The sequence below is a fragment of the Ralstonia sp. NFACC01 genome, from assembly GCF_900115545.1.
Taxonomy (GTDB): domain Bacteria; phylum Pseudomonadota; class Gammaproteobacteria; order Burkholderiales; family Burkholderiaceae; genus Ralstonia; species Ralstonia mojiangensis.
The window spans coordinates 146513-159837 of sequence record NZ_FOWV01000010.1 but is presented as its reverse complement, the minus strand read 5'-3'; the positions used below and the strand labels follow the sequence as shown (position 1 = coordinate 159837).

The 13325-nt window shown below is 61.4% G+C and carries 9 protein-coding genes and 1 tRNA gene; all 10 read left to right on the top strand.

Features of this window, described 5'->3' with window-relative positions; genetic code table 11:
• The coding region (locus BM136_RS22380) for an EF-Tu C-terminal domain-related protein (RefSeq protein WP_028815764.1) at positions 1–575 on the top strand (575 nt) is incomplete at its 5' end.
• Between the two features lie 89 nt (positions 576–664).
• Positions 665–740 (top strand) — tRNA-Trp (locus tag BM136_RS22375).
• Positions 741–799: 59 nt separating this feature from the next.
• Positions 800–1180 carry a preprotein translocase subunit SecE gene (gene secE, locus BM136_RS22370; RefSeq protein WP_092975863.1) on the top strand — a complete coding sequence of 127 codons (381 nt, stop codon included), beginning with the start codon at positions 800–802 and terminating at the stop codon, positions 1178–1180.
• A 12-nt stretch (positions 1181–1192) separates the two neighbouring features.
• Positions 1193–1777 (top strand): transcription termination/antitermination protein NusG, encoded by a 585-nt coding sequence (gene nusG, locus BM136_RS22365; protein WP_015855765.1) that lies wholly within the window; start codon positions 1193–1195, stop codon positions 1775–1777.
• A gap of 175 nt (positions 1778–1952) precedes the next feature.
• Positions 1953–2384, top strand: coding sequence for a 50S ribosomal protein L11 (gene rplK, locus BM136_RS22360; RefSeq protein WP_004634453.1), 432 nt, complete (start codon positions 1953–1955; stop codon positions 2382–2384).
• A 2-nt stretch (positions 2385–2386) separates the two neighbouring features.
• The gene (rplA, locus tag BM136_RS22355) at positions 2387–3082 is read left to right on the top strand and encodes a 50S ribosomal protein L1 (protein WP_004634454.1); all 696 of its coding nucleotides are present in this window, start codon (positions 2387–2389) and stop codon (positions 3080–3082) included.
• A gap of 377 nt (positions 3083–3459) precedes the next feature.
• Positions 3460–3966, top strand: a complete 507-nt coding sequence (gene rplJ / locus BM136_RS22350) for a 50S ribosomal protein L10 (RefSeq protein ID WP_004634455.1) — start codon at positions 3460–3462, stop codon at positions 3964–3966.
• A 63-nt stretch (positions 3967–4029) separates the two neighbouring features.
• The gene (gene rplL / locus BM136_RS22345; RefSeq protein WP_004634456.1) at positions 4030–4404 is read left to right on the top strand and encodes a 50S ribosomal protein L7/L12; all 375 of its coding nucleotides are present in this window, start codon (positions 4030–4032) and stop codon (positions 4402–4404) included.
• Positions 4405–4853: 449 nt separating this feature from the next.
• A complete protein-coding gene (gene rpoB, locus BM136_RS22340; RefSeq protein WP_092975860.1) occupies positions 4854–8960 on the top strand; it encodes a DNA-directed RNA polymerase subunit beta in 4107 nt (1368 codons plus the stop codon).
• Positions 8961–9087: 127 nt separating this feature from the next.
• Positions 9088–13317, top strand: a complete 4230-nt coding sequence (rpoC, locus tag BM136_RS22335; RefSeq protein ID WP_092975857.1) for a DNA-directed RNA polymerase subunit beta' — start codon at positions 9088–9090, stop codon at positions 13315–13317.
• Positions 13318–13325 lie beyond the last annotated feature (8 nt).

The window sequence follows — 13325 nt, the reverse complement described above, 5'->3', positions numbered from 1 at the left end:
AGCGCGCTGTTGACGGCACGTTCCTGATGCCGGTGGAAGACGTGTTCTCGATCTCGGGTCGCGGCACCGTGGTGACCGGCCGTATCGAGCGCGGCGTCGTCAAGGTTGGCGAAGAACTGGAAATCGTCGGCATCAAGGCCACGCAGAAGACCACCTGCACGGGCGTGGAAATGTTCCGCAAGCTGCTGGACCAAGGTCAGGCAGGCGATAACGTCGGTATCCTGCTGCGTGGCACGAAGCGCGAAGACGTCGAGCGCGGCCAAGTGCTGTGCAAGCCGGGTTCGATCAAGCCGCACACGCACTTCACGGGCGAGGTCTACATCCTGTCGAAGGACGAAGGCGGCCGTCACACGCCATTCTTCAACAACTACCGTCCACAGTTCTACTTCCGTACGACGGACGTGACTGGCTCGATCGAGTTGCCGGCCGACAAGGAAATGGTTATGCCGGGCGACAACGTGTCGATCACTGTCAAGCTGATCGCCCCGATCGCCATGGAAGAAGGTCTGCGCTTCGCAATCCGTGAAGGCGGTCGTACCGTCGGCGCCGGCGTCGTCGCTAAGATCATCGAGTAAGTGCTGTAACTCTTCCGTGCGGCTGCCAACCGGCCGCACGTGAGATGCCAGAGTGGGGTTGACCGGAATGGCAACCCCAAAGCTGTTTTAGGGGTATAGCTCAACTGGCAGAGCGTCGGTCTCCAAAACCGAAGGTTGGGGGTTCGATTCCCTCTGCCCCTGCCAATTCATCAGCCGCGTCGCGCAGGAAAACGCGCCACGCGGCTTAGTCTCGTTTGGGAAACATGGCCAATCCGAACGTCGAAACCGTCAACACCGCCAGCGGCAAATGGCTGCTGGTCTTGGCGTTCCTGCTGCTGGTTGCTGGGGTGATCGGTTTTTATTTGCTGGCGCAACAGCCAAGCTATGTCCGAGCAGCCTCGCTGATCGGCGGGCTGGTGCTTAGCGCAGGCGTTGCGCTGGTGTCCGCCCCAGGGCAAGGCTTCATCGAGTTCGCGCGCGAGTCGTACCGCGAAGTTCGAAAGGTGGTGTGGCCGACGCGCAAGGAAGCCGGGCAGATGACCGGTCTGGTGTTCGCGTTCGTGGTGATCATGGCCTTGTTCCTGTGGTCTGCGGACAAGCTCATCGAGTGGGTGATCTTCTCGCTCGTGCTGGGCTGGAAATAATCGGGTGAAGCCATGACGGATAACGTAGTGAACGACACGTCCACGGATTCGTCCGCACCGGCCTCGAAGAAGCGCTGGTATGTCGTGCATGCCTATTCGGGCATGGAAAAAAGCGTGCAACGCGCGCTGCAGGAGCGCATTGAGCGCGAAGGCCTGCAACATCTGTTCGGTCAGATTCTGGTGCCGTCGGAAGAGGTGATGGAGAGCAAGAGCGGTCGCAAGACCGTGACTGAGCGCCGCCTGTTTCCCGGCTACGTCTTTGTCGAAATGGAAATGACTGACGAGACCTGGCACTTGGTGAAGAACACTTCCAAGGTGACCGGTTTTATCGGTGGTACGGGCAATCGCCCCTCGCCGATTTCCAAGAGCGAAGTCGACAAGATCATGGCCCAGATTCAGGAAGGGGTCGAAAAACCGCGTCCCAAGACGCTGTTCGAAGTGGGTGAAATGGTGCGCGTGAAGGAAGGCCCGTTTACCGACTTCAACGGCAACGTCGAGGAAGTGAACTACGAGAAATCGCGCCTGCGCGTTTCCGTGACGATCTTCGGGCGGGCGACGCCGGTCGAGCTTGAGTTCGGTCAGGTCGAAAAGGTTTAAAAAAATCGGTGTGGTGGCGCAAGCCGCCGCGCCATTCGCCCGGTCCACTGGACTTGGCGGGCAACGGTGGCGAAGCCGCCCGCGCCACAGAGGAGCGTCGGCTCTGCGCCGATGCGTTACCACTCAACAGGATTGCCGTGGTCGTTTAAGCTAGGCAATCCGGATTGGAGTCAAGATGGCCAAGAAAATTATTGGCTTTATCAAGCTGCAAATTCCGGCTGGTAAAGCAAATCCGTCCCCGCCCGTCGGCCCGGCCCTGGGTCAGCGTGGTCTGAACATCATGGAGTTCTGCAAGGCGTTCAACGCGCAGACTCAAGGTATGGAACCGGGCCTGCCGGTGCCGGTGGTGATCACCGCCTTCGCCGACAAGAGCTTCACCTTCGTGATGAAGTCGCCGCCGGCGACCGTGCTCATCAAGAAGGCTGCCGGTATTCAGAAGGGTTCCGCCAAGCCGCATACCGACAAGGTCGGCAAGATCACCCGCGCTCAGGCAGAAGAAATCGCCAAGGCGAAGAACGCTGACCTTACTGCAGCTGATCTGGACGCCGCCGTGCGTACGATCGCCGGTAGCGCCCGTTCGATGGGTATCACGGTGGAGGGCCTGTAATCATGGCAAAGATTTCGAAGCGTGCGGCCGCGAACAAGGCCAAGGTCGAACGTACCAAGTTCTACCCGATCGACGAAGCGCTGAGCCTCGTCAAGGAATGCGCCAGCGCCAAGTTCGATGAGTCCATCGACGTGGCTGTGCAACTGGGCATCGATGCAAAGAAGTCGGACCAAGTCGTCCGTGGCTCGGTGGTGCTGCCTGCTGGTACCGGCAAGTCGGTGCGCGTGGCCGTGTTCGCCCAAGGCGACAAGGCCGAGCAAGCCAAGGCTGCTGGCGCTGAGATCGTCGGCATGGAGGATCTCGCCGAGCAGATCAAGGCTGGCAAGATGGACTTCGACGTCGTGATCGCTTCGCCGGACACGATGCGCGTGGTCGGTACGCTGGGTCAGATTCTGGGCCCGCGCGGCCTGATGCCGAACCCGAAGGTTGGCACCGTGACGCCGGACGTTGCTACGGCCGTGAAGAACGCCAAGGCTGGTCAGGTGCAATTCCGTGTCGACAAGGCCGGTATTATCCACGCCACCATCGGTCGCCGCTCGTTCGAGCCGGCCGCACTGAAGAGCAACCTGGCTGCACTGCTGGATGCACTCACCAAGGCCAAGCCGGCATCGAGCAAGGGCGTGTACCTGCGCAAGGTCGCCGTCTCGTCGACGATGGGCGTGGGCGTGCGCGTTGACCAGGCGACCCTGGCTGCCTGATCGCTTCCGATCATTCGCACCGGGCGGCCCGATAACCATCCTGGTGTTAGTAGTTTTCTCTCGCGCGGCCCCGGCTGCGCGAGCCCTTGAAGTTTGAGGGACAAGACTTTGGGCAGTGGTAGACGTTTGCGCAAGCAGGCCAACGCCGCTGGTTATCAAAGACCGTTGGCGGTGAAGGGCTCCTCGGGGCCAACACCTTAATCAGTGGATCCCTCCGGGAACGGGGGCGGTGCTTAGCCAACGCAGATGGCGCCCCCGAAGGGAATGAGTGACTTTGGTATTGCCGAAGTGATTTGTGCCAATCGGACGCCGTACTTTTGGACTGACCGAGGTGACCGTAGTGACTGCGGAAACCGAAGTCGTTTTGGAGCTTAACCGTGGCACTCAATCTCGAAGATAAGAAGGCCGTCGTGGCCGAGGTAACGGCGCAAGTCGCCAAGGCCTCGACCATCGTCGTCGCTGAATATCGCGGTATCACGGTTGGCGATCTGACCAAGCTGCGCGCGCAAGCGCGCCAGCAAGGCGTCTACCTGCGCGTTCTGAAGAACACGCTGGCACGCCGCGCTGTTGAAGGCACGCCGTTTGCCGAACTCGCCGAGCAACTGACTGGCCCGCTGATCTACGGTATTTCCGAAGACGCAGTGGCCCCGGCCAAGGTGCTGAACGATTTCGCCAAGGGTAATGACAAGCTGGTGCTGCGCGCCGGTTCGTACGATGGCAAGGTTCTCGACGTCGACGCCGTGAAGGCGCTGGCAACGATTCCGAGCCGCGAAGAACTGCTCAGCAAGCTGCTGTTCGTCATGCAGGCTCCGGTGTCGGGCTTTGCCCGCGCCCTGGGTGCCCTGGCTGCCAAGCAAGGCGAAGGCGAGGCTGCAGCGGCCTAATAGGCTGCTGCACCACGTACAGATCGCACGATCGATACCGAATCACATTCTGGAGTTATTCAAATGGCAATCACCAAAGACGACATCCTGGAAGCCGTTGGCGCGATGTCCGTGATGGAACTGAACGACCTGGTCAAGGCGTTCGAAGAGAAGTTTGGCGTGTCGGCTGCTGCCGTGGCCGTGGCCGGTCCGGCTGCTGCTGGTGGCGCTGCTGCTGCTGAAGAGCAAACCGAATTCACCGTGACGCTGAAGAGCGCCGGCGCGAACAAGGTTGGCGTCATCAAGGCCGTGCGTGAAATCACCGGTCTGGGCCTGAAGGAAGCCAAGGACCTGGTCGATGGCGCACCGAAGCCCGTGAAGGAAGGCGTCGACAAGAAGACTGCCGACGAGCTGGTGAAGAAGCTGGTGGAAGCCGGCGCGGAAGCCGAAGCCAAGTAAGTGCAGGTCTCGCGTGCCGTACTCGGTACGCGATAGAGGCTGGCAAAGGGAGATTTCCCGGCGCCAGCCTTTTTGCGCTTGTAGGACCGATTGTTGGGCGATCCCGCAATCACGCTGTAAGTATCGTTGAAGTCTCTTTGCCGGGTTTTCCGGTAGCCGGCCTCGACAAGGCCAGCAGAGGCCAAACATCAGTGGCACACTAAGCAGTTCGCAGTCCGCTGATGTTTGTCTTCTGAACCGACTGCAGAAGGCAAGTTTGGTCGGGTACTCCCCCGTCCGTAGCATGGACTCCATGGGTCCATGTGCGGGTGGCGCGCGCAGTACCGTCAGCCAGAGGTTGGTAGCGGCCAACCGCCAAATCCCGTCACCAGTCGCTGAACACCTCAAGTGTCAGGCGTGCCTTATCGCCTTAAGTCCGTCGCGCGCACTTGCGATGATTCGGAGATCCCATGGCGTACAGCTTTACCGAGAAGAAGCGTATTCGCAAGAGTTTCGCGAAACGCGCAACGGTTCATCAGGTTCCCTTCCTGCTTGCCACCCAGATTCAATCGTATGCCCAGTTCTTGCAGGAGAACGCTCCTGTTGCACAACGCAAGAGCGAAGGTCTGCAAGCGGCGTTCAACGCCATTTTCCCCATCGTGTCGCACAATGGTCTGGCACGCATGGAGTTCGTGTCGTACCACCTGTCCAACCCGCCGTTTGACGTCAAGGAATGTCAGCAGCGTGGTCTGACCTTCCACTCGGCGCTGCGCGCTAAAGTGCGCTTGATCATCAACGACCGCGAGAATCCCACCAAGGTCAAGGAGATCAAGGAGCAGGAAGTCTACATGGGCGAAATTCCGCTCATGACCTCCACCGGTTCGTTCGTGATCAACGGTACGGAACGTGTGATCGTGTCCCAGCTGCACCGTTCGCCGGGCGTGTTCTTCGAGCACGACAAGGGCAAGACGCACAGCTCGGGCAAGCTGCTGTTCTCGGCGCGGATCATTCCGTACCGTGGCTCGTGGCTCGATTTCGAATTCGACCCGAAGGACATCCTGTACTTCCGCGTTGACCGCCGCCGCAAGATGCCGGTGACGATCCTGCTGAAGTCGATCGGCCTGACGCCGGAGCAGATCCTGGCGCACTTCTTCGTGTTCGATAACTTCACGCTCAAGACCGAAGGCGCACTGATGGAATTCGTGCCCGAGCGTCTGCGCGGCGAAGTCGCTCGCTTCGACATCTCCGACAAGAACGGCAAGGTCGTGGTCGAGAAGGACAAGCGCATCAACGCCAAGCATATCCGTGACCTGGATTCCGCCGGCACCAAGCTGATCAGCGTGCCGGAAGACTACCTGCTGGGCCGCGTGCTGGCGAAGAACATCGTCGATCCGGATACCGGTGAAGTCCTGGCCAACGCCAACGACGAACTGACCGAAGGCGTGCTCGAGAAGCTGCGCGACGCCGGCGTGAAGGAAATCCAGACGCTGTACACGAACGACCTCGATCAAGGTCCGTACATGTCGGCCACGCTGCGCACAGACGACACGGCCGACCAGACCGCCGCGCGTATCGCCATCTACCGGATGATGCGCCCCGGCGAGCCGCCGACCGAAGACGCCGTTGAAGCGCTGTTCCAACGCCTGTTCTACAGCGAAGACTCGTACGACCTGTCGCGCGTTGGCCGCATGAAGGTCAACAGCCGCCTGAACCGTTCGGCCGGTACCGGCCCGATGGTGCTGACGGACGAGGACATCCTCGACACGATCAAGCTGCTGGTGAACCTGCGTAACGGCAAGGGCGAAGTGGACGATATCGACCACCTCGGCAACCGTCGCGTGCGTTGCGTCGGCGAACTGGCGGAAAACCAGTTCCGCGCCGGTCTGTCGCGTGTTGAGCGTGCCGTGAAGGAACGTCTGGGCCAGGCCGAGACGGAAAACCTGATGCCGCACGACCTGATCAACTCGAAGCCGATTTCGTCGGCGATTCGCGAGTTCTTCGGTTCGTCGCAGCTGTCGCAGTTCATGGACCAGACCAACCCGCTGTCGGAAGTCACGCACAAGCGCCGTATTTCGGCCCTGGGCCCGGGCGGTCTGACGCGCGAGCGTGCGGGCTTTGAAGTCCGTGACGTGCACCCGACCCACTACGGCCGCGTGTGCCCGATCGAAACGCCGGAAGGCCCGAACATCGGTCTGATCAACTCGCTGGCGCTGTACGCACAACTGAACGACTACGGCTTCCTCGAAACGCCGTACCGCAAGGTTGAAAACGGCAAGCTGACCGACCAGGTGGATTACCTGTCGGCCATCGAGGAAGGCAAGTACGTGGTGGCGCAGGCCAACGCGACGCTGGACAAGGACGGCAACCTGATCGACGAACTGGTCTCCGCGCGTGAAGGCAGCGAGCGTGAAACCCGTATGGTCACGCCGGACCGCGTGCAGTACATCGACGTGGCACCGTCGCAGATCGTGTCGGCTGCAGCTTCGCTGGTGCCATTCCTCGAGCACGATGATGCAAACCGTGCACTGATGGGCGCAAACATGCAGCGTCAGGCCGTGCCTTGCCTGCGCGCAGACAAGCCGCTGGTGGGTACTGGCGTCGAGCGCACCGTGGCAGTGGACTCGGGTACCGCCGTGCAGGCAACCCGTGGCGGCGTGGTCGACTACGTTGACGCGAACCGCGTGGTGATCCGCGTGAACGATGCCGAAGCCGTCGCTGGTGAAGTTGGCGTCGACATCTACAACCTGATCAAGTACACGCGTTCGAACCAGAACACGAACATCAACCAGCGGCCGATGGTCAAGGTTGGCGACATCGTTGCCCGCGGCGACGTGATCGCTGACGGCGCCTCGACCGACATGGGCGAGCTGGCGCTCGGCCAGAACATGCTGGTCGCGTTCATGCCCTGGAACGGCTACAACTTCGAGGATTCGATCCTGATCTCGGAGCGCGTCGTGGCTGAAGACCGCTACACCTCGATCCACATCGAGGAGCTGTCGGTCGTTGCTCGCGACACCAAGCTCGGACCGGAAGAAATCACGCGCGACATCTCGAACCTGGCCGAAGCCCAACTGGCTCGCCTGGACGAATCGGGCATCACGTACATCGGCGCAGAAGTGGAAGCCGGCGACGTGATGGTCGGCAAGGTCACGCCCAAGGGCGAGACCCAGCTGACGCCGGAAGAGAAGCTGCTGCGTGCGATCTTCGGTGAGAAGGCGTCCGACGTGAAGGACACCTCGCTGCGCGTGCCTTCGGGCATGAGCGGTACCGTGATCGACGTGCAGGTCTTCACGCGTGAAGGCGTGGTGCGTGACAAGCGCGCCCAGTCGATCATCGACGAAGAGCTGAAGCGCTACCGCCTGGACCTGAACGACCAGCTGCGTATCGTGGAAGGCGATGCCTTCCAGCGTCTGGAGCGTCTGCTGGTGGGCAAGGTTGCCAACGGCGGTCCGAAGAAGCTGGCCAAGGGCACCGCGCTTACGAAAGAATACCTGGCCGATCTGGACAAGTGGCACTGGTTCGACATCCGCCCGGCGGAAGACGAAGTCGCGCTGCAACTGGAAGCCGTGAAGGTTGCCATCGAGCAGAAGCGCCACGACTTCGACCTCGCGTTCGAAGAGAAGCGCAAGAAGCTCACGCAAGGCGACGAACTGCCGCCGGGCGTGATCAAGATGGTCAAGGTGTACCTGGCCGTGAAGCGTCGCCTGCAGCCTGGCGACAAGATGGCCGGCCGTCACGGTAACAAGGGTGTTGTGTCGAAGATCACCCCGATCGAAGACATGCCCTACATGGCCGACGGCACACCTGCCGACATCGTGCTGAACCCGCTGGGCGTGCCTTCGCGGATGAACGTGGGTCAGATTCTCGAAACCCACCTGGGCTGGGCCGCACGCGGTCTGGGTGAGCGCATCGGCAACATGCTCAAGGCGCAAGCCAAGGCTGCCGAGATCCGCAAGCTGCTGGGTCAGATCTACAATGAGAGTGGCAAGGTTGAAGATCTGGACAGCCTGTCGGACGCTGAGATCCTGGAGTTGGCCGAGAACCTGAAGAAGGGCGTGCCGTTCGCGACGCCGGTGTTCGATGGTGCGCATGAGGATGAAATCCGTCGCATGCTGGACCTCGCCTATCCGGAAGACATCGCGAAGGAGAAGGGCCTGACTGCTTCCAAGCAACAGGTCACGCTGTTCGACGGTCGCACCGGTGAAGCCTTCGAGCGTCCGGTCACGCTGGGCGTGATGCACATGCTGAAGCTGCACCACTTGGTCGACGACAAGATGCACGCGCGTTCGACCGGTCCGTACTCGCTGGTGACGCAGCAGCCGCTGGGCGGTAAGGCCCAGTTCGGTGGCCAGCGTTTCGGTGAAATGGAAGTGTGGGCACTCGAAGCGTACGGCGCGTCCTACGTGCTGCAGGAAATGCTGACCGTGAAGTCGGATGACGTGAACGGCCGGACCAAGGTGTACGAGAACATCGTCAAGGGCGAGCACTCGATCGATGCCGGCATGCCGGAATCGTTCAACGTGCTGGTGAAGGAAATCCGCTCGCTGGGTATCGACATCGACCTCGAGCGCAACTGAGCGCCGATGCGGTGAGGGCGTGGCGGCAACATCGCCATGCCCTGGTAACAGCAGCCATTGACGAAGATTTAGGGTCGGCGCCTTTGGGTCACACCAAGACGCCAGCCTCAAACTCAAGGAGTTTGGAATGAAAGCATTGCTCGACCTATTCCGTCAGGTACAGCAAGAAGAGCAGTTTGACGCGATCAAGATCGGCCTCGCGTCGCCTGAGAAAATCCGTTCGTGGTCGTTCGGCGAAGTCAAGAAGCCCGAGACCATCAACTACCGTACGTTCAAGCCCGAGCGTGACGGTCTGTTCTGCGCCAAGATCTTCGGCCCGATCAAGGACTACGAGTGCCTGTGCGGCAAGTACAAGCGCCTGAAGCACCGTGGCGTGATCTGCGAGAAGTGCGGCGTTGAAGTGACGCTGGCCAAGGTGCGCCGCGAGCGCATGGGCCACATCGAACTGGCTGCGCCGACCGCGCACATCTGGTTCCTGAAGTCGCTGCCGTCGCGTCTGGGCATGGTGCTCGACATGACGCTGCGCGACATCGAGCGCGTGCTGTACTTCGAAGCATTCGTCGTGGTTGAGCCGGGCATGACCGCGCTCAAGAAGAGCCAGATCATGTCGGAAGACGACTACCTGGCCAAGTGCGACGAGTACGGCGAAGGCGAATTCGTCGCCATGATGGGCGCCGAGGGCATTCGCGAGCTGCTGCGCGGTATCGACATCGAGAAGCAGATCGAGACGATCCGCGCCGAGCTGCAAGCTACGGGCTCGGAAGCCAAGATCAAGAAGTTCGCCAAGCGCCTGAAGGTGCTCGAGGCATTCCAGCGTTCGGGCATCAAGCCCGACTGGATGATCCTCGAAGTGCTGCCGGTGCTGCCGCCCGAGCTGCGTCCGCTGGTGCCGCTGGACGGCGGCCGTTTCGCCACGTCGGACCTGAACGACCTGTATCGCCGCGTGATCAACCGGAACAACCGTCTGAAGCGTCTGCTTGAGCTGAAGGCGCCGGAGATCATCGTGCGCAACGAAAAGCGCATGCTGCAGGAAGCAGTGGATTCGCTGCTGGACAACGGCCGTCGCGGCAAGGCGATGACCGGTGCCAACAAGCGTCCGCTGAAGTCGCTGGCTGAAATGATCAAGGGTAAGGGCGGTCGTTTCCGTCAGAACCTGCTGGGCAAGCGCGTGGACTACTCGGGCCGTTCGGTCATCGTGGTGGGCCCGACGCTGAAGCTGCACCAGTGCGGCCTGCCCAAGCTGATGGCGCTCGAGCTGTTCAAGCCGTTCATCTTCCACAAGCTGGAAACGATGGGCATCGCCACCACGATCAAGGCGGCGAAGAAGGAAGTGGAAAGCCAGACGCCGGTGGTGTGGGACATCCTCGAAGAGGTGATCCGCGAGCACCCGGTGATGCTGAACCGTGCACCGACGCTGCACCGTCTGGGTATCCAGGCGTTCGAGCCGGTGCTGATCGAAGGCAAGGCGATTCAGCTGCATCCGCTCGTCTGCGCGGCGTTCAACGCCGACTTCGACGGTGACCAGATGGCTGTTCACGTTCCGCTGTCGCTCGAAGCGCAGATGGAAGCGCGCACGCTGATGCTGGCGTCGAACAACGTGCTGTTCCCGGCCAACGGCGATCCGTCGATCGTGCCGTCGCAAGACGTGGTGCTGGGTCTGTACTACACGACCCGCGACAAGATCAACGGCCGCGGTGAAGGCATGACGTTCGCCGACATCTCGGAAGTGATCCGCGCCTATGAGAACAAGGAAGTCGAACTGGCTTCGCGCGTGAACGTGCGGATCACCGAGTACGACTTGGTGAACCCGGAAGCTGACGGCGACGCCCGCTTCGCGCCGAAGATCACGCTGCAATCGACCACGGTCGGCCGCGCGATCCTGTCGGAGATCCTGCCCAAGGGTCTGCCGTTCTCGGTGCTGAACAAGCCGCTGAAGAAGAAGGAAATCTCGCGCCTGATCAACACGGCGTTCCGCAAGTGCGGTCTGCGCGAAACCGTGATCTTCGCTGACAAGCTGCTGCAGTCGGGCTTCCGCCTGGCAACGCGCGCCGGTATCTCGATCGCCATCGACGACATGCTGGTGCCGCCGGCCAAGGAGAAGATCATCTCCGAGGCCGCCGCCAAGGTGAAGGAATACGACAAGCAGTACATGTCGGGTCTGGTGACGGACCAGGAGCGTTACAACAACGTCGTGGACATCTGGGGCGCCGCCGGCGACCAGGTGGGCAAGGCGATGATGGAGCAGCTCCAGACCGAAGACGTGGTCGACCGCAACGGCAACACCGTCAAGCAAGAGTCGTTCAACTCCATCTACATGATGGCCGACTCGGGCGCACGGGGTTCCGCAGCGCAGATCCGTCAGCTGGCAGGTATGCGTGGCCTGATGGCCAAGCCGGACGGCTCGATTATTGAGACGCCGATTACCGCAAACTTCCGCGAAGGCCTGAACGTTCTGCAGTACTTCATCTCGACCCACGGTGCACGTAAGGGTCTGGCGGATACGGCACTGAAGACCGCGAACTCGGGTTACCTGACCCGTCGTCTGGTCGACGTGACGCAGGATCTGGTGGTGGTGGAAGACGATTGCGGCACCTCCAACGGCGTGGCCATGAAGGCCCTGGTCGAAGGCGGTGAAGTGATCGAAGCCCTGCGCGACCGTATCCTGGGCCGCGTGGTCGTCAACGACGTGGTGAACCCGGAAACGCAGGAAACCGCGATCGAAGCCGGCACGCTGCTCGACGAAGACATGGTGGACCTGATCGACGCGCTGGGCGTGGACGAAGTGAAGGTTCGCACGCCGCTGTCTTGCGACACGCGTTACGGCCTGTGCGCCAAGTGCTACGGCCGTGACCTCGGCCGCGGTGTGCTGGTGAACTCCGGCGAAGCTGTGGGCGTGATCGCTGCGCAGTCGATCGGTGAGCCGGGCACGCAGCTGACGATGCGTACGTTCCACATCGGTGGTGCGGCATCGCGTGCGGCAGTGGCATCGAGCGTGGAAGCGAAGGCAACCGGTACCGTGCGTTTCACGGCGACCATGCGTTACGTCACCAACGCGAAGGGCGAGCAGATCGTCATCTCGCGTTCGGGCGAAGCGCTGATCACCGACGACCACGGCCGTGAGCGTGAGCGCCACAAGATCGTGTATGGCGCGACGCTGCTGGTCAAGGATGGTCAGTCCATCAAGGCCGGCACGCAGCTCGCCACGTGGGATCCGCTGACGCGTCCGATCATTTCGGAGTACTCGGGCACCATCAAGTTCGAGAACGTCGAAGAAGGCGTGACCGTCGCCAAGCAGATGGACGAAGTGACCGGTCTGTCGACGCTGGTTGTCATCGATGCGAAGCGTCGTACCGCTGCCACGAAGGGCATCCGTCCGCAGGTGAAGCTGCTCGACTCGTCGGGCGCCGAAGTGAAGATCCCGGGCACGGACCACTCCGTGACCATCGGCTTCCAGGTGGGCGCGCTGATCACCGTGAAGGACGGTCAGCAAGTGCACGTGGGTGAAGTGCTCGCACGTATCCCGACCGAATCGCAGAAGACGCGTGACATTACCGGTGGTCTGCCGCGTGTGGCCGAGCTGTTCGAAGCCCGTTCGCCGAAGGACGCCGCCGTGCTGGCGGAAGTCACCGGTACGACTTCGTTCGGTAAGGACACCAAGGGCAAGCAGCGCCTGGTGATTACGGATCTCGACGGCAATGCCCACGAGTTCCTGATCGCCAAGGAAAAGCAGGTGCTGGTGCACGACGGCCAAGTGGTCAACAAGGGCGAAATGATCGTTGAAGGCCCGGCCGACCCGCACGACATCCTGCGTCTGAAGGGCGTGGAAGAACTGGCGACCTACATCGTCGACGAAGTGCAGGACGTGTACCGTCTGCAGGGCGTGAAGATCAACGACAAGCACATCGAAGTGATTGTTCGTCAGATGCTGCGCCGCGTGCAGATCGTCGATACCGGTGACACCCGCTTCATCCCGGGTGAACAGGTGGAGCGTTCGGACCTGCTCGACGAGAACGACAAGGTGATCGCGCTGGGCAAGCGTCCGGCGACCTACGAGAACCTGCTGCTGGGTATTACGAAGGCATCGTTGTCGACCGACAGCTTCATCTCGGCGGCTTCGTTCCAGGAAACCACGCGCGTGTTGACCGAAGCCGCCATCATGGGCAAGGTCGATGACCTGCGTGGTCTGAAGGAAAACGTCATCGTTGGCCGTCTGATCCCGGCCGGTACCGGCCTGGCCTACCACCGCGCCCGCAAGGCGAAGGAAGTGGCCGACCGCGACCGCGCTGCAGCGATCGCCGAAGAAGAAGCCGCTTCGATCTTCGAAACGCCTGCCGTCCAGCAAGAAGGCGACGCGTAAGCGAACGC